Consider the following 22,869-nt stretch of genomic DNA (forward strand, 5'->3'; position numbering starts at 1 on the left):
GGAATAGAAAATGTCTAATGAGATAAAAAAATGTGACATCGGCTTCGTTGGCCTAGGTGTAATGGGAAAAAACTTGGTTTTAAACCTAGCAGATAATGGATACTCTATTGCTGCATTTGATGTTGACCCTGCTAAAGTCGCTGACGCTCAAGCCCAAGATGCACAAGAACGAGGCGAGCAAGCACAAAGAGTTTTTGGTTGTGAATCGTTAAACCAAATGTTGAGCCATTTACAAAGCCCTTATACTATTGTTCTTTCCGTGCCGGCTGGCAATATTGTTGATATTGTTTGTCAACAACTTATCGAAGCTGGTATTAGCCAACAAGACATCGTTATTGATACCGGTAACAGTTTATGGACTGATACCGTTGCTCGAGAGCAAAAATATTTAAACAACTTCATCTTCTTCTCTTCTGCTGTTTCTGGTGGTGAAGTAGGAGCACGTTTTGGTCCTGCGTTAATGCCAAGCGGACCGGCGAGTGCCTGGTCGCAAATTGAACCTATTTTTAGTGCCATTGCCGCTAAAGTTGACGCAAATACGGGTAAACCTCTTGAACGTACTAAACCTGGGGATATCATAAAAAATGGTGAACCATGTGCAGATTATATTGGTCCTGCAGGGGCTGGTCATTACGTTAAAATGGTTCACAACGGCATAGAATATGCCGATATGCAAATTATTTGTGAAGCTTATCATGTTCTTAGAACGGGTTTGCAAATGGATTGCGATCAAATTGCCGATATTTTTGAACGTTGGAATCAAGGTGTTTTAGACAGTTATTTAATGGAAATTTCCGCTGAAGTACTGCGCCATAAAGACCCAAGTACGGGCACGCACTTGGTTGATTTGATTTTAGATAAAGCCGGCCAAAAAGGGACCGGACTTTGGACCGCAATCAGCTCTTTAGAAATGGGGTGTCCTGCACCGACTATTTCGCAAGCCGTGTTTGCTCGTTCATTATCGTCTTTAAAAGACATCCGTGTGCAAGCAGCAGGGCAGTTATCAGGCCCAGAACATGTGGTAATGGATGACACTGCTAAAGAAGAGTTTATTAATCAACTTCATGATGCCTTATACTGCGCAAAAATTTGTGCGTATGCGCAAGGTTTTCAACTAATGAAAGCGGCATCAGTTGAACGTGATTGGGATTTAAACTTTGCCTCTATTGCCAAAATTTGGCGCTCTGGCTGTATTATTCGAGCAGCATTTTTACAAAAAATCACCGATGCTTTTGAGCGTAACCCAGACTTAGATAACCTACTATTAGACAGTTTCTTTGTTAACGAATTAAACAAGTACCAAAATAACTGTCGCCATGGTATTGCTAAAGCAACTTTAATGGGGATCCCTGTTGGCGCTTTATCTTCGTCTTTAAGCTACTATGACTCAATTCGAAGTGCAGTATTACCAGCGAACTTATTACAAGGTCAACGTGATTACTTTGGCGCGCACACTTTCCTTAAAATAAATGAAAGCAGTGGGCAGAAGTATCATGTTGAGTGGACGAGTGAAACACAGCAAATCGTAGCGATTTAATTTACTTTCTTAACTCAAATGTTTGACCTTTGTCGTTTATTTTTAGATGGCAAACATGTAAATATCCTGACCGTTTTAGCGCCTTAAAGACTGCTAAAACGACAGGATATTTTTTTATCTGCAATCAAATGTTCTAAACTAAACTCATGCTTAAATTGCTAACCCTGTTTTTAAGGCCAATAGGTAAAGGAGTTTTGTATGTCAGATCCCAACGAAAAATATAAAAAAACATTATCTGAAGATGCCTTTAGAGTTTGCCGATTGGGCGCGACAGAAGCGCCTTTTAGTGGTAAATATAATGATCATTGGTCTGCTGGGCGCTACGTATGTGCCTGTTGTCGTAAAGGCTTATTTTTAAGTACCGCTAAGTTTGAATCAGGCTGTGGTTGGCCAAGCTTTTACGAAGAACTCGGCAATATCGAATACCTTCCCGATCATTCCCATAACATGATTCGAACCGAAATTCGTTGTAAGTATTGTCAGTCTCATCTTGGCCACGTGTTTGACGATGGTCCCGCACCCACCTATAAACGTTATTGTGTGAATTCACTGAGCTTAGACTTTGATGAAAGTCCAAGCTAAATCCACCAGGGCGAATTACATGGCGACATATTTAAATGGTATCGTTTTAGCTTAAAATTTAAAATAAACTGCGTTTTTGTAGTAATATTACACAATTACTGTTGATTTATTATCAGATTACATTGCAGTTGCTATTTCTTTATGTAATGGGTGGTGAAAACATTTTATTTGAATTACAATGCGTTCGCATTTAAAGCACGGTCATTTGGCTTAAAATCAAAGCAAAAGCTAAGGCGATAGTGCGATAATTATAACAATAAAGGTTTTTAAAATGACCCACCCTAATCAAGAACGCTATCAAAAAAGTTGGCAAGAGCGCCAAGAATATGCAGAGATCATGTTACCTCTTATCGGTAAACTTTATCGTAACTATGGTATTGAAATTTCTATTTACGGTCGTCCTCTAGTTAATGCGTCAGCTATAGACATTATAAAAGCACATAAGTCCGTTACTATTCACGAAGAAAATAAATTAAGGCTGCGAGACAGTTATGCATTTTTACATGCCTTGATGTCGATGGATTTACACCCTGCAAACATAGATATTGGTAAAATTGCATACAAGTATTGTTATCAAAACCAGTCAAAAATGAGTGTTGAAAGCTTCCTTGCGCAAGAACTTAAAGACTTGGTTGCTCAGCCTGCAGCCACTGGGCCGCAAGATGTTGTGTTATATGGTTTTGGACGTATAGGGCGGATCTTAGCTCGTCTATTGATAGAACGTACGGGCCCAATGGCAAATTTACGATTACGAGCCATTGTGATCCGACCTGGAGGCGAGGGTGATTTAGAAAAACGAGCATCTTTATTGCGCCGTGATTCTATTCATGGTGCGTTTAACGGAAGTATCACCATAGATCATGATGCCTGTGCGATTAAAGCAAATGGCGCTTTTATTAAGGTTATTTATGCTAAATCACCAGCCGATATTGATTACACCACATATGGTATTCACAACGCACTGGTCGTTGATAACACTGGCATTTGGACAGATCAAGAAGGCTTAAGTCAACACCTTAAAAGTAAAGGTGTCGAAAAAGTGTTGTTAACGGCCCCCGCCAAAGGGGATATTAAAAATGTGGTTTATGGCGTTAACGATAAAGATATTCACTTTGATGACAAAATTATTTCGGCTGCCAGTTGCACCACCAATGCCATAACCCCTGTATTGAAGGCGGTTAATGATGTTTTTGGTATTCGAAATGGGCATGTAGAAACCGTGCACTCTTATACTAACGATCAAAATTTAATCGACAATTATCATAAGTCAGAGCGTCGAGGGCGCAGTGCACCACTGAACATGGTGATTACTTCGACCGGTGCGGCCAAAGCTGTTGCTAAAGCGTTGCCAGAACTTAAAGGGTTGTTAACGGGCAATGCGATTAGGGTACCCACACCGAATGTATCTATGGCGATCATAAATTTAAACCTTAAAAAGCATACTGAACGCGCGGCATTGAACGATTATTTACGTTCTATTTCATTGAATTCTTCGCTACAAGAGCAAGTAGATTACACCCATCAACCGAAATTGTTTCAACCGATCTTGTCGGTTCAAGGTTTGCTGGAGTAATTGATTCTCAAGCCACCATAGTAGATGGTGACCGCGCTGTATTGTATGTATGGTATGACAATGAATTTGGTTACTCTTGTCAGGTGATCAAAGTGATGAATAAAATGGCTGGGGTGAATATTTTAAGCTTACCGCATCAGCAATAAATAACAGATGAATCATCTCCTCTTTTAGGGGAAATGATTCATACCGGTATAAAGACGATAAAAGCATCAAAGCTAAACTTTTGGTGCTTTGTTGTTTTTGCTTGGTGACTCATGTTAATGCATGGCGTAAAATCTAAGTTACATAATACCTGCATTAATGCAGTACAATCCTTTGAAAGTAAATGGATTGTTTTAAGGTCATTTAGTTAACACGGTTTTTAGAGCGATTTTTTACTCTCATTTTTGGCGTTCGTTTGAACATAGATATCTACATGAAAAGCTTTTTTATCCAAATTATTGTTGTGGTCATTATTTTTAATGGCGTTGCTGCGTTGCGTGAAAGTGGGATGTTATCTAGTTGGCAAAAAGAGCAAGCTCCTCGCTTTAATTTAGTCGGTCTAAACCAACAGCTACATACCTTAGATTCGACAGATACTAAGTCCGTGTACTATTTTTTTGCTCCTTGGTGCTCTGTTTGTCGGATGAGTATCACCAACTTGCAAAACCGATTTGAAAATAACACCAAGGTTAAGGTGTATGCCATTGCGCTAGATTATCGAGACCGCAACGAAGTCGATGTATTTGCTCGCGATCTCAATTTAACCTTTCCTATTTTATTGGGCAATGAACAAGTAAAAGCAGCCTATAAAATTTCTGCCTACCCAAGTTATTATGTTGTTGATGATAATAAGGTTGTTCATCGATCGATGGGATATTCAACAGAATTGGGTTTAATTTTACGCAGTTTATAATGCGACAAAAAATTATCCGTTTGCTTTCACTTTGGAAAGGACTAAAGACTTCTTCTTTTTGTGATAAATGTGTACACTAATGAAAATTTTAATAAGTAAAAAGTGTTCCTATGCAAATTACATCCAATTTTGATAGTGGTAATATTCGAGTCGTTAGTCTGGAAGATCCACAAAACATCCAACTAGAAATTGAGCATGATAACCAGTCTGAATTCTATCAGTGGTTCCATTTTAAATTGCACAATAATCAACGTTGTGAGCATGTTCTAAACATCATCAATGCTGGACAGTCGGCTTATGTTGCCGGTTGGGAAGATTACCAAGCCGTCGCGTCCTATGATCGCATTAACTGGTTTCGCGTTCCGACAACATTCGATGGTCAAAACCTTACCATTAAGGTCACACCAGAACACGATTCAATGTACTTTGCTTACTTCACTCCTTATAGCTACGAACGCCACCAAGATCTTATTCATCAAGCCCAATTAGACCCAGATTGCCAATTAGAAGTTTTAGGCCAAACCCTAGACGGTCGTGATATGAGCCTATTAAAAGTTGGGGAAGAGGGCGAAGGTAAAAAAGTTATTTGGTTAACGGCTCGTCAACACCCAGGTGAAACCATGGCTGAATGGTTTATGGAAGGCTTTATTGAGCGTTTACTTGATGAAGATGACGGTGTTGCCAAAGCTTTGTTAAATAAAGCCGTTTTTTATCTTGTCCCGAACATGAACCCTGATGGCAGTGTGCGAGGTCACCTTCGTACCAATGCAAAGGGCGTAAATTTAAACCGCGAATGGCAGTCCCCTTCAATGGAAAATAGCCCTGAAGTGTACCTAGTGGTTAATAAAATGCACGAAACAGGTGTTGATATGCACCTAGACATTCATGGTGATGAAGCATTGCCCGTTAACTTTGTTGCCGGTTGTGAAGGCATTCCATCGTATGATGAACGAATTAAAAACCTAGAAGACAGCTTTAAAAACATTCTTCTAGCGATCACCCCAGAATTTCAAGATGAGCGTGGTTACGATAAAGATGAACCTGGCAAAGCCAATTTAACGGTAGGTTCTAATTGGGTCGGTGAAGAGTTTAAGTGCCTTGCTTATACTGTTGAAATGCCATTTAAAGACAATGACTTATTGCCAGACCCAATTGTTGGCTGGTCAGATGTTCGCAGTGCTTTATTAGGTAAAGACACATTGACCGCCATTTATCATATCGTCGATCAACTTAGATAACACAATAATAATATTAATAATAAATTTCAGTAGGTCTGACTTCGGTCAGACCTACTGCTTATAACAATAAATAAATCGAGGTATATTTTGTTAGAGATTGTAAATTATATTAACAGCTTCATTTGGAGCCCTGCGTTAATCTACTTATGTTTAGGGGCAGGGTTATTCTTCTCTGTTATTACCCGCTTTGTTCAAATCCGTTATTTTAAAGAAATGTGGCGTTTGCTGTTCGAAGGCAAAAGCTCTGCTAAAGGTATTTCTTCATTTCAAGCGTTATCGGTTTCGCTTTCGGGGCGTGTCGGTACCGGTAATATTGCAGGGGTAGCAGCGGCCATCGGTTTTGGTGGTCCTGGAGCCGTTTTTTGGATGTGGGTTGTGGCTTTTTTTGGCGCGGCAACCGCTTACATTGAGTCTACTTTAGGTCAAATTTATAAAGAAGAACACGAAGGTCAATACCGTGGTGGTCCAGCTTACTACATTGAAAAAGCCCTTGGGCAAAAATGGTATGCTTGGATTTTTGCCATTTCCACCATTATTGCAACCGGTATTTTGTTACCAACGGTACAGTCTAACAGTATCGGTAATGCGGTAGAATTAGCCTTTGGCCCTGGCGCGATGATTGAAACCGGTATTGGTGTTTTATCGTCAACCAAAATTTTAACCGCTGCGGGTATTTTATTGATCTTAGGTTTTATTATTTTTGGTGGTGTCAAACGTATTGCACGTTTTACCCAAGTTGTTGTTCCTTTTATGGCGTTAGCCTATATCATCATTGCGATGGTCATTATTGCGTTAAACATTACGGAATTACCTGGCATTATTGGCTTGATTCTAGCCGATGCTTTTTCGCCAATGGCCGGTATTGGTGCCGCTATTGGTTGGGGTGTTAAGCGTGGTGTTTATTCTAACGAAGCCGGACAGGGTACTGGCCCTCACGCGGCTGCCGTTGCCGAAGTTGAGCATCCTGCGCAACAAGGTTTGGTACAAGCTTTCTCTGTTTATATCGATACCTTATTTGTGTGTTCAGCCACCGCATTTGTCATTTTAATCACGGGCGCTTATAACGTTCATGGTGCAGGTGATACGATGATTGTTCAAAACTTGGCAGCCGATATTGCTGCCAACAGCCCAGCTTATACCCAAATTGCGGTAGACAGTATGTTCCAAGGTGTCGGCAAACCGTTTATTGCTTTAGCATTATTCTTCTTTGCCTTTACCACCATTTTGGCGTATTACTTTATTGCCGAAAACAATGTTGCTTACATCAAACGTACTTTAAATATTTCAGGCTTACAGTTTGGCTTAAAAGTAATGATTATGGCGGCTACCTTCTATGGAACCGTAAAAGCGGCCGATGTTGCTTGGGGGCTTGGTGACGTTGGTGTCGGCCTGATGGCTTGGTTAAACATTATTGCGATTATTATCATTTTCTTTATGGCAAAGCCTGCGATAAAGGCGTTAAAAGATTATGATAAACAATTTAAGTCAAATTCAGAAACTTACACTTTTGATCCTGAAGCACTTGGCATTAAAAACGCAGAACTTTGGCAAAAGAAGTTAAAAAATAAAGTTTAAGATAACCTTGGTTGTTATCAAAAAAAATCCAATCTAAATTGAAAAAACACCCGCAAGGGTGTTTTTTTGTTGTAAAATTTAGGTCTTAAAAAATTCAGAGGTAACTATGGCTTTAATTGAATGTCCTAATTGTACAAAAAAAATGTCATCTAAAGCGGCTGTTTGTAGCCATTGCAATACGGTCGTGGCAGACATGACCCAAGAGCAACGCGAAAACCAACAACGTATACATAAAATTGAACAGTCACAAAAATTGATGACTCATTCTATGATCGCAATGTTGTTATTTTGTGCAGGCTTTGGTTTTATGTTTTGGGGACAACCCGCACCAGACTCGTGGCAATATGGTTTAGCAACAGGCTCTGCCGTGTTTGGCTTTGTTTGGTATATAGTTAACCGTGTACGTTTAATCTTAATGAAAAGAAAATAATATTATGGATATATTAGCAGTTGTCGATTCAATGTCCGAACAAATGTATTTACGTTTAAAGTCGGCGGCCGAAACCGGTAAATGGCCCGAGGGTACTGACGTTGGTATTGAACAACGAGAATCAGCATTGCAATTAACCATGGCGTATCAAGCCAGACATCTAAATAATCAAGATAATATGACCATAGGCGCCGACGGTCATATTGTGACTAAAACCAAAGCCGAGCTTAGAAACCAGTTTAAGCAACCCGATAAAAATAAAGACGATATAGCAAGGTTTTCCGATTTATGATTTTTAACAACTTATTTAAAGCAAAATGGCAACATAAAGACGCCAATACGCGAATTGAAGCATTAAATGAATTTGATTTAAGCGACGCTGAAAAAGTGCTTATTTTACGTTCTTTAATAACTGCCGACCCTTCTCCTTTAGTGCGTCGAGCTGCGTTGTTAAAGCTCAATGACGTTAATGAGTATTTAACCCAAGCAGAGCAAAACACGGTATTAGAAGTCAAACAATTTTGTATAAAACAGCTTCAAAGTGCGATTTTAACGCATGATGGCGTGAGTAAAGAACACAAGCTTAAGTTTTTAAACACCAATAATGCAAAGTTAGCATTTTTAGAGCAGTGGCTGTTTAACGAGCATGATGCCGATATTTTAACGTTGCTATTAAATAAGATTGATAAACCCACTTCGCTTGCGTTGTTTTATGTTAAAACCAACAACATCGACTTACAGCAACAAATTTTACCCAGCTTAAATGATCTTGAACAACTTGAAAAAATGGCTCGTAAAATGGACGCAGGCCATGGTTTAACCTTGCTTGAACAAAAGATCAATACGCTTAAAGCCGATATTGAAAAGCCGATTAAATTGAGAAAACAACTGCAATTGTTGTTATCTAAATTGCTGGCTTTAAAAGAGCATAATGACTATAAGTCAATGGTGCAAAAGCGTGAACAAATCGATCAAGAATGGGCTTTATATCAAAGCGAATTTGATTGTTTACCAGAACAAGAAAAACACGCGGTGATAAAAAAACATCAGCAGATCTGTGAACAATTAAAAAAATATTTTGCCATTATGGAAGAAGCCTATCAGCAACAACATATTGTTGAAAAGCAAAAACAGTTAAAGGCAGAGCAACAACAAAACATTGACCACAGTTTGTCGTCTATTGCTAATGCTATTAGTGAGTCCGTTTTAAATGATGCCGAGTTTGATCAAGAGCAGATTAAAACCCAACTGCAAGGCCTAGAAAACGAAATTAAGTCTTCGTTACTCGAACCTCACGTGGTCGAGTCATTATTAAAAAAACAAACCGCTTTAATGGCTAAATTAGCCAATATGGAACAGGTGAGTGAAAGCGTTGCATTGGCGTTTTCTTTGGTTTCTAAATTTTCGGGGCTTGTTGCGCCAAGCAATATGAGCGAGTTAAATGAGCGCCAAGGCTTATACCGAGAGTGGCAACAAAAGTGGAAATCTATAGACAAACTGGCCTCAGATCTGTTGCCTGCAAGTATTATGGCGGCACGCAACGAAATCACCACAACTTGGGATCAGGCTATAAAACCTTTAGAGCGCGAGCAACATAAACATTTTGCCCATGTTCGTAAAAAAATCTCAGAATTAAAAAGACTTATCGCCAGTGGTAAATATAATTCGGCTTTTGGTTTGCACACTAAATTGACTCATCTCATTGCTGAGTTAGCACCAGAGCAACAGCAAAAGCTGGAAAAAGAGTTTACAACAATCAGTCAAAAGATTGACGAATTGCATGAACTTGAATCGTTTGTGGTAACCCCGAGAAAAAAAGAGTTGTTAGCACAAATTCAAGACTTGGTTGATAACCCAAAAGACAATCCCGAAGAGCAAGCAAAACAGGTTAAATTACATCGTAAACATTGGAATGCCTTAGGACATGCCGATGCAGAGCTGGATAAAGAACTCAATGCACAGTTTAATCAAGCTTGTGAGTTAGCTTTCGCACCGTGTCGAGAATACTATGCTGAACAAACTAAAATTCGGGCTGCTCACTTAGAAGTGAAACAGCAAATTTTAGAAGATTTACAAAAACTTGCTCAAGAGTGTGACGATGAAAACGTTAATTGGTTAAAAATTGACGCCCGCTTACATAAACTGATGAACCAATGGCGTCATAGTGGTGATGTAGATCGCGAGCAGTATCAAAAAATCGTCAAACAATATCGCAAAATTATTGACCCCATTAAGTTGCGGATTCACCAGTTTCAAGATAACAACGCCGAGTTAAAGCAACAACTTATTGAAAAAGCGAAAACGTTAATCGACAAAGACAATGTTTTTGATGCTGTTGAAGAACTGAAACATTTGCAACAAGCTTGGCAAGAAATTGGCTTTGCGGGCCCGCAAAAAGAAAATCAATTGTGGCAAACATTTAGAAAGGTTAACGATCCGGTTTTTGCCAAACGCGATAACATTAAAGCCCAGCAAGACCATAAAAAGCAAGCGCAATGGGCGCAACATCAACAACAGTTGGCTGACATAGAGCAAAAAATCAAATCGGTTTCTTCGTTAACCGACGCCAAGGCTTTGCGGACTACACTCGATACTCTAACGGATGCTATTAAACAACAAAAGCCAATTAATAAAGCGTTGATTGAGCAAAGTAATGTATTAGCAAACAAACTGGTTAAGCTTGTATCATCGTTAAAGACTCAAAAAACCAAACAACTTTATATTAATCTATTTGACTTGGCTGAGTCTTATTCAAATGAAGACATTAGCTTTGAGGATTTATTCGCTGACAAAGTTTATTTGTCGTTGAATAGCCATTGGCAAAAACACCTAAAAACCTTTGCCTCTTGTTCAACCGATAAAGTAAAACGCGCGGCTTTAACCCTTGAACTGGAAATATTAGCCAATGTGCCATCGCCACAAGAGTTCGCCAAGGAGCGTATGCAACTGCAGGTTAATTTACTTGCGGATAAGTTGAATCAGGGGAGTACTTCTCAGTTGTCTGATAAACTTGCACAGTGGCTAGCTTGTGGAAAGTTCGACAATGAGCAAGCGATAATAGAAAGAGTCAAAAAAATATTCTTAGCTTAACTCGCTTAACAGGCTGTGGCGATTAAGCCAACGTTGAAACAACAGCAAAAAGGCATTCGTTTTTAAACGAATGCCTTTTTTATTTACGTAGGTCTATAAGTACTGAGTATTAGGCGGTTGATTAAAGCGAGGACTAAGGCGTTAATTCGCCTCGTAAATTGGTGCCCATTAACTTTCGGGTCGTTTCTGTGTCAAAATTTTTACTAAGCAAATAATGCAGTTTTGTTAAGGTCGCTTCTAAGGTCATGTCTTGACCACTGATCACCCCACATTCACTGAGCGCGTTACCCGTGGCATAACCTTCCATATTGACTTTACCTTTTACGCATTGTGTACAATTAACAATGATAATGCCGCGCTCGGATGCATTTTTTAGTTGTTCTAATAACTCGGGATCTTGGGGCGCATTACCGACTCCATAACTTAACAAAATTAACGCTTTAACCGGTTGTTGAATAACGTTTGCGATAAGTTTTGGAGATATACCTGGGTATAAATGCACAACGCCAACGGGTTGTTCACTAACTTGACTTACGGTTAAATGATCTTTGCCATTGTTGCTGATGCTACCGGCAATGAGTTTTATATTAATGCCGGCTTCTAAAAGTGGTGGCATGTTAGGGGATTCAAACGCGTTAAAGCCATCGGCATAGGCTTTAATTGTGCGATTACCACGAAACAAGTTGTTATTAAAAAATAAGCCCACTTCGTTAATTGGGAAGTTCGCGGCAATATATAAAGCGTTTAATAAATTTTCTTGACCATCTGATCGCAGTTGCGTTAATGGGATTTGTGAACCGGTGACAATCACCGGTTTTGACAAATCTTCCAACATAAAAGATAGAGCTGAACAGGTAAATGCCATGGTATCGGTACCATGTAATACAACAAAACCATCGTATTTGTTGTAATTAGCCTGAATGTCGTTAGCGATACGTTGCCAGTCTGATGGCGTCATATTGGCGGAATCGATTAATGGAGCGTATTCGTTGATGGTAAACTCGGGCATTTCATCACGATGAAAGTCGGGCATTTTTTCGATAGACTGGGTTAAATGTCCAGTGACCGGAATAAAGCCATTGACACTTGGCTTCATTCCTATGGTGCCACCTGTGTATGCGACGTATATTTTTTTTCTGTTATTGTGCATGCTTTCGATTCTCAAATAAAAAAGCCCCATAATTTGGGGCTGATTTTATCAGGGTAGGTGGTAACAAAGAAACATTATTTTGCGCCTTCGTTACTTGCCTTGTTCAATCCATTAATACAATTCACAACGTAAACAAATAGAGTAAATGCCTTTAGGGTCATTTAACTGATTCACTTTTTCAAACTCTTTAACTAACTGACTGATCATTGTGCGCAGAGTAGGGTTGTTGTATTCCTGTTCATCTACCAGAGTTTGACCAAATAGAGCATCGCTATTATTGAGCATATTTTGTAAAAATAAATCACGCGCTGACAGCTCTTTTTCAATTAATAAGGTGTCATAGGATTCTAAACCTGCGATGTTCGCCGCCGCCACGATGGCATCATTTAGGTCACCTAATTTATCGACCAAACCGAGTTCTTGTGCCTTGGCTCCAGTCCAAACACGCCCTTGTGCAATGTTATCAACTTGCTCTGGGGTCATATTGCGATTATTCGCGACTAAGGTGATAAAGTTTTTATATCCTCGGTTAATGTTGGCCTGAATAATTTTTCCAATATCTTCATTTAATTCTCGGGTAATACCGACACCAGCAAAGTCTGTAGTACCAACACCATCGGTATGAATACCTATTTTATCCAGTGCTTTTTCTAAGGTCATAAACATACCAAAAATACCAATTGAACCGGTGATGGTATTTTCTGATGCCCAAATTTCATTGGCAGATACCGAAATCCAGTAACCACCTGAGGCGGCATAGTTTGCCATGGATGCGATAACTGGTTTGCCCGCCGCTTTAAGTAATTCTACTTCTTGGCGAATAACTTCCGATGCATAAGCACTACCACCTGGACTGTCTACACGAAGTACAACCGCTTTAACGTTGTCGTTCATTCGTGCTTTACGAAGCAATTTTGCAGTACTTTGACCACCAATGGTACCCGGTTTCTGGTGACCATTTAAAATATTGCCCTTAGCAACAACAATCGCAACTTTGTCGGTATGTGGGTTTACAATAGGGAATGGGTTTTTGGTCGCTTGGCTGTAGTCTTTGTAGTAAATTTTAGCAAAAGTGTCTTTGCTGCTGCCTTTACCTACTTTTTCCATTAAAGCCACACGGATTTGCTCTTGTGTTCGTAACTCATCGACAAAACCATTATTTAACGCGTACACCGCAAAACTACCATCGGCTTGGTTTAATTTTTGTAATAAGTCTTGGGCTGACTCATCAAAATCTTCTACTGAAATATTTCGCTGTTCTGCAACATCTGCTTTATAGCTTGCCCATAGTTGGTTTAACCAAGCTTCATTCGCTTCTTTTGCCTGCTCAGACATGTCGTCACGAATATAGGGTTCTACGGCACTTTTGTAGGTACCCACTTTAAATACATGTTGAGTAACGTTAAGTTTTTCAAGCGCCGACTTAAAGTAAGTTCGATAACGGCCAAAACCTTCTAAAATTATCGCGCCTTCTGGGTTAAGCCAAACTTGGTCTGCATGTGCTGCGATGTAATATTGGTTTTGATTAAAATAACCACCATAAGCTAGGACTTCTTTGCCCGATTCTTTAAAATCGTCAATGGCGTCACCAATAACTTGTAAATGATGCAAGCCTGCTCGGCCTAATTTTTGCGGGCTAAGCACCAACACTTTAATTCTGTCATCATTTTTAGCGCGTTTTATGGTGTCGAGAAGATCGGTAATCAAAATTTCTGGATTCTCTTCTTCTTCGCCTAAGGCTTCCATTAATAACGCATCAGCAGGATCAATTTGAGTCTTTTGCTCTACAATATCACCATTCAAATTTAGAATTAATGCGGCAGAGTCCGGAACAACAATTTTGTCGCTGTCGTCAGAGAGCAAAATGAAAAATAAAAACAAAAACCCGAAAAAAACTAAGTTTACAATTATTTTTCGAGTGGTGTTTATCAAGCCCCATATTTTTTTTAGGACCATTTTAATAACACTTGGTTTTTCAGACATATATCCTCACGTCTTAATTACTTCATTGATACCATCATACATGGCAAAAAATATTATTGCTTTTATTACCTGCAATTATTAAAAATTTTTTACAATTTATTATCTATAAATAAAGCCAATACGAAAAAAATTTTGAAATTAAACCTGAACTACAATGTTCTTATATTTAATTCAGTTAAAAAACAGGAATTTTATGAAAATCCGATACTTATACAATACTACTATAGAACAAATATTAAAATTAGATGCGATTCCCGCGTTGTTAATTAGGTTATTTCTCGCCCCTGTTTTTATTATTGCGGGTTATAACAAAATGCAGTTTAACAACGAAAATGCGACTTTTATGCAACAATTTTTAGCCGATGACAGTATTGTGCAATGGTTTGGTAACGAGCAATGGGGTTTGGGTTTACCTTTTCCTGAGGTATTAGCCAATTTGGCGGCTTGGACCGAATTCTTTGGTGGTTGGTTACTGCTTATTGGTTTAGTTACGCGCCTTATTAGCCTACCACTTATGTTTACTATGATTATTGCCGCAACTACGGTGCATCTAGAAAACGGTTGGTATGCCATTACCCCAACAAATTCCGCCACCAGTTCAGCCCAAGTATTTGACTGGTTAGGGTTTGAGTCGGCAAAACTAAGCCTAGAAAATAGTGACAACGCCGCAGTTAGACTGACCCGAATCAAAGACATAATTGCCGACAATGGCAACCCAAACTGGTTATACGAAACAGGTAATGTGGTGTTGTTAAATAACGGTATAGAGTTTGCTGCGACGTACTTTATTATGTTGATGGCGTTATTTTTTGTCGGACCAGGACGCTATGTAAGCGTCGATTACTGGCTTGGGTTAAGCCAAAAGGGGCAGGGTATTGATACCTTATAACAGTTTAATTAAATAGGCTGTAATAAGTCGTTGATTAATTCGTTAAAACACACGATTAAAACTAGTTATAGAGTTACCTGAGGCGTTGATTAAAAAATTTTACTCAGTGGGCTTACAACACCGTTTGCTCCTTGTTGTAACACATGCGTATAAATTTGTGTGGTTTTAACATCCGAATGACCAAGTTGTGTTTGCACCGTTCGAATATCTGCGCCACTTTGTAGAAGGTGGGTCGCAAAGCTATGACGCAGAGTGTGTGGCGTTATAGCTTTGGTTAAACCGGCAGCATTTACCGCTTTTTTGACGGCTTTTCTCACGCACGAATGATGAAAGTGATGACGCCGAATTTCACCTGTTTCAGGATCTGCACTTAATTTTTGCGATGGGAAAAGATATTGCCATCCAATTGATTTATTGGCTGAGGGGTATTTTTTCGCTAATGCGTTTGGCATCCATACTCCAGCATAGTGATGATTTTTAACATCAAGTTGAAGGTATTCATTCACTTGAATAATTTGGTTTCTTATTGTTGGGATCAGTTCTTTTGCCAGTGTTACAACTCGGTGTTTGCATCCTTTACCGTTCCATACTCTAATACATTTATAGTCAAAGTCTATGTCTTGTACTCGTAATTGAATAGCTTCCATGACTCTTAAACCACTGCCGTACATTAGGCCTGCAATCAAATAATAACGTTTACTTAAATGAGCCATTAAGGACTTAACTTCTTCAGGCGTCATAACAACGGGTAACTTCGGTTGTTTTTTAGAACGAACAAATTCAAGATTTAAAGATAATTCGTTCTTAATGATATGTTTATATAAAAAAGATAGGGAGTTTAAGGCGGTAGCTTGGGTTCTCGGTGATACATTTAATTGCAAAACAAGGTTATCAAGAAAGGCTGAAACTTCATTATCCCCCATAGAAGCAGGGTGGCGTTTGTTATGAAAGTGAATATATGACGATATCCACTTTAGATACGTATCAACGGTTCTCAAAGAATATTGCCTCTTAAGCATATACTCAGCAATTGCATTTAAAAATGGCGAGCGAGTTTTCATTTAACCACCTAAAGAAATACAACTGTATATATATACAGCTATAGCGCATGGGCGCATATATTCAAGAAAATGCGCAATTTGCGCACATTTATTCATCAGCCTTTCATTCACATGAAACTTAAGTAATTGATAGACATAAAGTAATAAACTCTGGTAAAAAGGGTGTAAAGTAGAAAGGTGAGCAATGGCGTAGTAGAAAAGTGCGCAAATTGCGCACTATTAAATTGTTATATGCAATATGGAGGTCGCATGAAAATCGTACTTTTAATAGTCACTCTAATTTTGGCTGGTTGTTCTTCAGTAGAATTTAATTCTAACATGGGGGGATTTGTTAAGAATAAAGTAGAGAATACTGTTAAAAAAGGTAGCGTAAAAAGCTACACCAATACTGAAGTTTGGGAGCTTGGAGCTTCGCAAGTTGGTTATGTCGAAACAAATTATTGCCAGAAAGACTTTAGAGATCGAGAGCCTAGCAAAAGTTCATTGATTTCTTCTCTAAAAATTAAAGCTCAAAAGCTAGGTGGTAATGCATTAGTTTTTGACTCTTGCATTGTTAATAATAGTACCGCTAGCTGTCACAGTCACACAAAGTGCAGAGGTATGGCATACCTAGTTGAATAGCAGTTTGCATATAACAAGGCAATTAAAAGTCGGACACGCAACAGCTGGCTGCGCTCACTCCATTCACAATTTTAGCCAGCTATTACTTAGCCGTTTATTGCGGCGTTAGTTTTTTAGTCAATTGTGGTATTTATTAAAAAGGAAATATAAGTGATAGATCTACTTTCATTATTAAGTATTGGTATCGCATTTTTTGTCATAGCTGTTTCACCTGGACCCGCAAATATTTCTAACGCGACCATAGCAATGAGTCAGGGTAGAAAAACTAGTTTAATTTATGGTGCAGGGCTTTCTGCTGGTTTGGTTTTTTGGGGAATTATCGCCGCAAGTGGTATGGGGGCTATTCTTCAAAGTTCTATTTATTTGCTAATGGCACTGAAGGTTTTCGGAGGTCTATATTTATTATGGCTTGCTTACCTTTCAGCTAAAGAAACTATCAAATCTAATTCAACTAAAATTGAAATAATTGATGAAAATACTTCAGGTAAAAAGTGGTTTTTTCGTGGTGTTATTATGAATATTTCTAATCCCAAAACAGTAATCGCTTGGATGGCTGCACTTTCTGTGGGATTAGGCTCAAATGATGGAATGCTTTCTCTTGTTTCAGGCTTGGTAGTTTGCATGATTGTCGGATTTTCTACAAATGCTATGTATTCAATTTGCTTCTCATATCGTGGTGTTATGAACTGGTATCAACGTTCAAGTCGATGGATAAACGGTATTACTTCATTTTTATTTTCTATTGCAGGGATTGGGTTGCTTCGTTCTGCCTTCAATCGTAGTTCAGTGTCGTAAAAAAACTAACAAGAATTTAAAGCGGGACTTTTTACAGTTTGCTCGGTTTCGCTGCGCTTCACATTTTAGCAAACTAATAAAAAGCCCCTTAATAGGGCGTTAGCTATCTATCGTAATCTGAGAGTGTGATGAATAACGAATATTATTGTTGGGGGTTGGAAGAATCAACATTTAAGGGTGTTCTTTACGACTCTATAAATATGTATTTCCTCCATGATCACCCTTATAAAAATTGGGAAGAGTTTTCAGAAGCAGATCCACATATGGCATATGCGCACTTAACCTATGTTAGGTTTGATGCCCTAGAGCAACAGTTCGTTGACCTAAGGGTTATACCTCAAATGCTTGGAGCTAAAGAAGTTCCTTTGAAATCGTCAGTTCAAGATATAAATAGGTATGATTGGCTAAAATCGATTGTAGATTTATCTTTATTTAGATTTTCAAGCTTAAGAGACATTGCTTTTCATTTTGTAAATGAAGTTTTAGAGCTTAACCTTCCAGATCACAAGTTAAACATAAAACAGCTCAAAAAGGTGCTCAAGGAAAACCATTCGGAGATTCTAGAGCACTTAAAAATATTAGATCAAACTGGAATGCCACTTCGACTAGACCGAAATGAAAGAGCACATAAAGGTTTCTGTAATTTATACACAGAAGATGATCAAATGTTTAAAAATATGGCGTGGTCGGAGTCGCACAAATCAAAAATAACAGGGTATGATTTAGTGGCTACTTATGAAAACTCTAGGGACAAAATTTATAGTATTGTGGTTAAAGAAGTTCAGGATGCGCTTCATGCTTGCATTGAATTAGTGGACGAACTTTATGTTCATTATCGAGACAGACATGATGCATTATCAATTAACGCTAAAAATGGTGTGTCTCATCACTTTCATAACTATCATAGAAAAGATAGCTAACAAGGGTTTTCAAGTCGGACAAATTACAGTTGGCTGTTGTTCGTACCTCACACATTTTGGCCAACTGCAATTTGCCGCTTAAAACGGCGTTAGCTTAACCCTGAAAATGGATGAATCGGCATGGAAATTGAAGTACGTTTTTGTAAAGAGTGCAATAAAGATAAAGAGCATGTAGGAGTAATTGTAAAACCTCAATATCAGGCCAAAATAGGGAAAAAGGAAAAAATTAAAGAGTTCTTATCAGCTTTAGTTGCCGGTTGGGGAGCAGGCCCAACCGCTGGGTTTATGGAGTTAAGAGATTTGCATTTAATCTGTAAAACTTGTGGTCATAAAATAATTGAAAGGTATCGAGGTGATATAGGCTAACTCGAACAATTAAGCTAACAAGACAATCAAGCAGGACAAAAAACAGTTGGTTTTGTTCATGCTTCACAAGTATAACCAACTATTTTTTGCCTCTTATTGGGGCGTTATATTTATCTCAGTACCGGAGTTCATTTTGCCTAAAGTAGGAATTGTCTATTTTACTAAAACAGATATAACAGGACAGTTAGTCAAAGCTGCGTCAAGTGAAATCGAGAGTAAGGGCCTAGATGTATATGAGCATTTAATCGAAGGTGGTGAGTTAATAGAGGGCCGCTTTGTAAATGATAAAGTTTTCGATGAACTAAGGAATTGTGAAGCCATTATATTTGCATCTCCCACATATATGGGAGGAGTTGCGGCACAATTTAAAGCCTTTGCTGATGCCACAAGTGATTTCTGGGAGGCTCAAGAGTGGGCAGATAAAATAGCTGCGGGTATAACATCAGGCTCGGCTTTTAATGGTGACCAATCAAGCACAATACAATATTTTTCCATTTTAGCTAGTCAACATGGTATGTACTGGGTTGGTCTTGATTCAGCCAACAGCAATGACTCAATAAATAGACTTGGTTGCCAGTTAGGAGTTGTTGCTCAAAGTAATGACGGGATTGTTAATCAGCTTGATTTAAATACGGCGAAGTATTTAGGTGCCAGAGTTTCAAATCTAGTTCTCAACATGCAAAAATAAATATAACAAGCGCATAAAGTAACGGGACACGTAAAGCTTGCTCGGTTCCGCTTCACATTTTAGCAAGCATTACTTAGCCCCTTATGCGGGCGTTATGTGTCTATAAATAATAATGAAATCATTCTCTTAGTGGTGGAATAATCCCTTGTGCACAAGGGATCGAATAGGCGTAGTAATGATTGGCACAAACCACGGTTTTTCTATCATCTGAATCCCTTTGTCGCCAACAATAAACCCAACGCTGGTAGGCATTGGATTGGGGGTTTCAGGTGGTATTTGCATGGCGCCTTATATAGAGTTTTTGCGTTGTTCTAGCCAAACCCAACCGCTCAGAAAAATGGCAGAACCAGCGATTAGTGTCATGAACGTACCAGGGAAGAACGTAGCAAAGCCCCCGAAATCCACAAAAATTAGGTAACCCAGATCCGCTGTGCCGCCTACCATGGCGCTGACCCAGATAGCGGTCATATTGCGTCGCCAGATCATTATTCCGCCAAAAGTTGTCACAACGCCAAACCACAACAAGTTCCAAGCGTGCTGATTCAAAATAGCACCGATAGCTGAATGATAATCTGCACTCAATGTCTCAGGAACAACGCCTGCGGCAATGTAGGCAAAGCCTTGAGAAGTATCTACAGCCATTATGGCAATACCGAAGAAGGCATGGACTACTCCCCAGATAACCCAAAGAATGGCCGAAGCTTTTAGCGCTGTAATCTGTGTATTATTCATTTTCGTATTTCCTCTTGTTTATTGAATTACGACTGGTTGAAGTCGCAAAGGCAAAAATTTTGGGGGTATTTGTTATCATCATTCCTCAGTTTCCTTTATTAGTTGCTTGCATGAATAAGGGCCAACCCTAAATCATGGCCAGCAATGAATTGAAGCGATTCACCCTCTATTAAATCTCCCTTCGTTACAGGTACACCATTTGCATTACCTTTACCCTGGGTGATGAGAACCACAAACGGTTGATTGACTGTTATTTCTTCGCCGACGGGTAGGTAACCAACCTTACAAACCATATTGCTATTGAAGCTGCCATCCGTTCCGCCGAGTACAGTTGTTAAACCACTATCTGAGAGTTTGAAATTTTTGTAGGCAGGTTCAAGTCCTTTTTCGGGTGGCTTAAACCAGATTTGGGCAATATCAGCGGGTGTGTCATGGAGGTTAAACTCAGCATGCTGCATACCAGTTCCAGCACGCTGAACCTGAACTTCAGGTGCGTGAATTGCGGTGCCATCACCTAAAGTACCCTTATGCCCCACACTGCCAGAGAAAACAACGCTGACAATATCGACATCTTTATGCGGATGCATCGGCGCTCCATCGTTGGGTAAAAATTGACCTAGCGCCAAATAAATAAAGTCTCCAAGACCATGACTAATGTCAGTCCGGTCTTTTGCCTTTGGCCATAACTCCGGGTTCAGAACCATATGCCTTTCCAAAATACCAGCAAACCCACCCTGGGGTAGTTCGCCATAGTGAATGACTCTTTGTGTAGTGCTCATGGGTGTTTCTCCTAATGACTACAATTTATTGTCTTTGATAAATAAGGCTTACTAGAGCTAATATAGAACATTGGTTCTTTTTTGTAAGTAGGAACATTTTTGTAACCATGAAGCTTTGAGCCAAAGAAATCTAAAGGAAGTAAATAAATGAGTGAAGAGTGCCCAGTAGAAATGACAATCAAAGTTATTGGTGGTCGTTGGAAATGTCCCATTATTCATCACTTACTGAGTGGTACGAAGCGCTTCAATGAGCTTCGCAGGCTTATACCTGATGCATCCCAACGCATGTTGACAAAACATCTGCGTGAGTTAGAGAATGAAGGGATTGTGCACCGTAAAATATTTGCAGAGGTGCCGCCGAAAACCGAATATTCGCTGACAAATGTTGGTCAATCGCTTGAGCCAGTTTTGTGGGCAATGCATGATTGGGCTGTCACGAACTTGGGCTCAGCAGAAAAGCACTTAATATAAAACCAGTCCATCACATAGCACTTTGGTGCCTTGTGAATATGTAATTGTCAAAAACAGAATAACAGTTTTTGGCCGAAAGCATTCATTTAGATTGGTATACGTTATAGTCATAAACTCAACACATAACAAGGCGTTTAAACGGAACAAAAACAGTTGGCTTTTGTTCGTGCCTCACAAATTATAGCCAACTATTTTTGTCCGCTTAACGCGGCGTTAAGTGTATATATGAAATTGTTCTACTCTGCTAGTATTGGCGTTTTAACTACCTTATTTACCCTATTATTTATAGGGTATGCCCATTTCTTGCGTTTGGATTTTGCTGTAGCTCCAAAAGTAGAATTGTGTAGGTCAATGTTTAACATTAATTCGTGTGACCTTATCGCTTATTTTTTTGTAATGTGTATGGAAATCCCACAAGTGTTAAGTGGATTGCTATGTTCACTTATAACTATTTTGGTTGTTGGAAATTACTCAAATAAAATAAAACTTTCTAACCTATTGATTGCTTGTTCTTTTTTTGTTTCTTACGTAATCTTTTTTATTACCCTGTATAGCTCTTCCGCGTTTAATATTTTTATTTACATAGTGGTTACAGCAGTTATATATTCACTGGTATTATTGCTGCTAATAAAGGGGGTTATACACTTAACAAGTCATTTAAAAGGACAAAAAACCGTTGGCTTGCGCTCGTACCTCGCTAATTTTAGCCAACCATTTATGCGCCTATTATTGAGGCGTTAGCTACTCAGGAGAGACAGTATCAAATTTTCAGTATTAGTATGTATTCTTTTTTCTTCATTATCTTTTGCCGGGGATGTTTACGATAAATTTCCTGAACAAATTAATGCGAATGAAAAATTTGTGTTTTATTCGCATGGCTTTATTGTCGAAGGCACAAATCCTACTCCAAAAAATGCAAGGTGGGGAGTTTATGAGTTTCCTGCGATAAAAGAGTCATTATCAGACAGTGAATATAACTTGATCGCGTACCACCGTTCCAAAGGTACAGATCCCTTTAAGCATGCAGAAGTATTAGCTAACAATGTTAGAGAATTAATAAAAAGTGGAGTAAATGCTAAACATATAACCATTATGGGGTTTTCTCGTGGAGCTTTTATTACCAGTTTAGCCTCTCATTATTTGGAAGAAACTCCTGTTAATACAGTTCTTTTAGCTGGATGTGGACGTATTGTTTCAAAGAAATATTCTGACATTAAAATGAATGGTGCTTTTTTGTCCGTTTATGAAACAACTGACGGTGCTAGTACATGTAAAAAGCTTCAAGCTAGAAGTGTTAACCTTAAATCATTCGAAGAAATCTCTATTTCTACGGGTAAAGAACATGGTGCTTTTTATAGACCGATATCAGAATGGATTGTTCCTGTTAAGCGATGGATCAAAGAAAAGAGTAGCTAACAAGCCATTACAGTAACGGGACTGCTACCAGCTTGGCTCGGTTCCGCTTCGCTGCACAGTATAGCCAAGCATTAT

Annotated in this window: 21 protein-coding genes and 1 pseudogene; 17 read left to right on the forward strand and 5 right to left on the reverse strand. The window is 38.9% G+C overall.

What is annotated here, in order from left to right; genetic code table 11:
- The first annotated feature begins 10 nt into the window (after positions 1 to 10).
- From gndA to ACAY00_RS07335, 9 genes and pseudogenes are all read left to right on the forward strand, one after another.
- A complete protein-coding gene (gndA, locus tag ACAY00_RS07295; protein ID WP_371379278.1) occupies positions 11 to 1,537 on the forward strand; it encodes an NADP-dependent phosphogluconate dehydrogenase in 1,527 nt (508 codons plus the stop codon).
- A gap of 198 nt (positions 1,538 to 1,735) precedes the next feature.
- Positions 1,736 to 2,119: a peptide-methionine (R)-S-oxide reductase MsrB gene (gene msrB / locus ACAY00_RS07300; protein ID WP_371379281.1), complete on the forward strand. Its 384-nt coding sequence runs from the start codon at positions 1,736 to 1,738 to the stop codon at positions 2,117 to 2,119.
- 271 nt (positions 2,120 to 2,390) lie between these two features.
- Positions 2,391 to 3,838, forward strand: a pseudogene (locus ACAY00_RS07305) (glyceraldehyde-3-phosphate dehydrogenase).
- A 272-nt stretch (positions 3,839 to 4,110) separates the two neighbouring features.
- On the forward strand, positions 4,111 to 4,590 hold the full coding sequence (locus ACAY00_RS07310; RefSeq protein ID WP_371379284.1) for a TlpA family protein disulfide reductase: 480 nt from the start codon (positions 4,111 to 4,113) through the stop codon (positions 4,588 to 4,590).
- 110 nt (positions 4,591 to 4,700) lie between these two features.
- A complete protein-coding gene (locus ACAY00_RS07315) occupies positions 4,701 to 5,828 on the forward strand; it encodes a M14-type cytosolic carboxypeptidase (protein WP_371379286.1) in 1,128 nt (375 codons plus the stop codon).
- 87 nt (positions 5,829 to 5,915) lie between these two features.
- The gene (locus ACAY00_RS07320; RefSeq protein ID WP_371379289.1) at positions 5,916 to 7,403 is read left to right on the forward strand and encodes an alanine/glycine:cation symporter family protein; all 1,488 of its coding nucleotides are present in this window, start codon (positions 5,916 to 5,918) and stop codon (positions 7,401 to 7,403) included.
- A gap of 106 nt (positions 7,404 to 7,509) precedes the next feature.
- A complete protein-coding gene (locus ACAY00_RS07325; RefSeq protein ID WP_371379292.1) occupies positions 7,510 to 7,833 on the forward strand; it encodes a hypothetical protein in 324 nt (107 codons plus the stop codon).
- Positions 7,834 to 7,837: 4 nt separating this feature from the next.
- Positions 7,838 to 8,125, forward strand: a complete 288-nt coding sequence (locus ACAY00_RS07330; RefSeq protein WP_371379294.1) for a YeaC family protein — start codon at positions 7,838 to 7,840, stop codon at positions 8,123 to 8,125.
- Positions 8,122 to 10,923, forward strand: a complete 2,802-nt coding sequence (locus tag ACAY00_RS07335) for a DUF349 domain-containing protein (RefSeq protein ID WP_371379297.1) — start codon at positions 8,122 to 8,124, stop codon at positions 10,921 to 10,923. The genes ACAY00_RS07330 and ACAY00_RS07335 overlap by 4 nt, the downstream gene beginning before the upstream one ends.
- A gap of 133 nt (positions 10,924 to 11,056) precedes the next feature.
- Here the strand turns inward: ACAY00_RS07335 and ansA are convergent, their stop codons facing one another.
- Together ansA and sppA are read right to left on the reverse strand one after the other, a co-directional pair.
- The gene (gene ansA / locus ACAY00_RS07340; protein ID WP_371379299.1) at positions 11,057 to 12,073 is read right to left on the reverse strand and encodes an asparaginase; all 1,017 of its coding nucleotides are present in this window, start codon (positions 12,071 to 12,073) and stop codon (positions 11,057 to 11,059) included.
- A 111-nt stretch (positions 12,074 to 12,184) separates the two neighbouring features.
- Positions 12,185 to 14,056: a signal peptide peptidase SppA gene (gene sppA / locus ACAY00_RS07345; protein ID WP_371379302.1), complete on the reverse strand. Its 1,872-nt coding sequence runs from the start codon at positions 14,054 to 14,056 to the stop codon at positions 12,185 to 12,187.
- Between the two features lie 193 nt (positions 14,057 to 14,249).
- Here sppA and ACAY00_RS07350 point away from each other — a divergent pair, with 193 nt between their 5' ends.
- Entirely contained in the window at positions 14,250 to 14,945 is a 696-nt protein-coding gene (locus ACAY00_RS07350) for a DoxX family protein (RefSeq protein WP_371379305.1), read from the forward strand.
- An 89-nt stretch (positions 14,946 to 15,034) separates the two neighbouring features.
- Here ACAY00_RS07350 and ACAY00_RS07355 read toward each other — a convergent pair whose 3' ends face one another.
- Positions 15,035 to 16,006, reverse strand: coding sequence for an integron integrase (locus tag ACAY00_RS07355; RefSeq protein WP_371379308.1), 972 nt, complete (start codon positions 16,004 to 16,006; stop codon positions 15,035 to 15,037).
- Between the two features lie 249 nt (positions 16,007 to 16,255).
- On the opposite strand from ACAY00_RS07355, the gene rcsF reads away from it, so the two are divergent.
- From rcsF to ACAY00_RS07380, 5 genes are all read left to right on the forward strand, one after another.
- Positions 16,256 to 16,627 (forward strand): Rcs stress response system protein RcsF, encoded by a 372-nt coding sequence (gene rcsF / locus ACAY00_RS07360; protein WP_371379311.1) that lies wholly within the window; start codon positions 16,256 to 16,258, stop codon positions 16,625 to 16,627.
- A 150-nt stretch (positions 16,628 to 16,777) separates the two neighbouring features.
- The gene (locus tag ACAY00_RS07365; RefSeq protein WP_371379314.1) at positions 16,778 to 17,422 is read left to right on the forward strand and encodes a LysE family translocator; all 645 of its coding nucleotides are present in this window, start codon (positions 16,778 to 16,780) and stop codon (positions 17,420 to 17,422) included.
- A gap of 128 nt (positions 17,423 to 17,550) precedes the next feature.
- Positions 17,551 to 18,342 carry a Cthe_2314 family HEPN domain-containing protein gene (locus tag ACAY00_RS07370; RefSeq protein WP_371379316.1) on the forward strand — a complete coding sequence of 264 codons (792 nt, stop codon included), beginning with the start codon at positions 17,551 to 17,553 and terminating at the stop codon, positions 18,340 to 18,342.
- Positions 18,343 to 18,462: 120 nt separating this feature from the next.
- Positions 18,463 to 18,708, forward strand: a complete 246-nt coding sequence (locus ACAY00_RS07375) for a hypothetical protein (protein ID WP_371373922.1) — start codon at positions 18,463 to 18,465, stop codon at positions 18,706 to 18,708.
- 133 nt (positions 18,709 to 18,841) lie between these two features.
- Entirely contained in the window at positions 18,842 to 19,396 is a 555-nt protein-coding gene (locus ACAY00_RS07380; RefSeq protein ID WP_371379319.1) for a flavodoxin family protein, read from the forward strand.
- Between the two features lie 288 nt (positions 19,397 to 19,684).
- Here the strand turns inward: ACAY00_RS07380 and ACAY00_RS07385 are convergent, their stop codons facing one another.
- Both ACAY00_RS07385 and ACAY00_RS07390 read right to left on the reverse strand, forming a co-directional pair.
- Entirely contained in the window at positions 19,685 to 20,128 is a 444-nt protein-coding gene (locus ACAY00_RS07385) for a hypothetical protein (RefSeq protein WP_371379322.1), read from the reverse strand.
- 98 nt (positions 20,129 to 20,226) lie between these two features.
- A complete protein-coding gene (locus ACAY00_RS07390; RefSeq protein WP_371379325.1) occupies positions 20,227 to 20,907 on the reverse strand; it encodes a pirin family protein in 681 nt (226 codons plus the stop codon).
- 147 nt (positions 20,908 to 21,054) lie between these two features.
- Here ACAY00_RS07390 and ACAY00_RS07395 point away from each other — a divergent pair, with 147 nt between their 5' ends.
- Both ACAY00_RS07395 and ACAY00_RS07400 read left to right on the forward strand, forming a co-directional pair.
- A complete protein-coding gene (locus ACAY00_RS07395; RefSeq protein WP_371379328.1) occupies positions 21,055 to 21,378 on the forward strand; it encodes a winged helix-turn-helix transcriptional regulator in 324 nt (107 codons plus the stop codon).
- 861 nt (positions 21,379 to 22,239) lie between these two features.
- Positions 22,240 to 22,794: an alpha/beta hydrolase gene (locus ACAY00_RS07400; RefSeq protein ID WP_371379331.1), complete on the forward strand. Its 555-nt coding sequence runs from the start codon at positions 22,240 to 22,242 to the stop codon at positions 22,792 to 22,794.
- Positions 22,795 to 22,869: the final 75 nt, after the last annotated feature.

It is taken from the genome of Thalassotalea sp. 273M-4, from assembly GCF_041410465.1.
Classification (GTDB): domain Bacteria; phylum Pseudomonadota; class Gammaproteobacteria; order Enterobacterales; family Alteromonadaceae; genus Thalassotalea_A; species Thalassotalea_A aquiviva.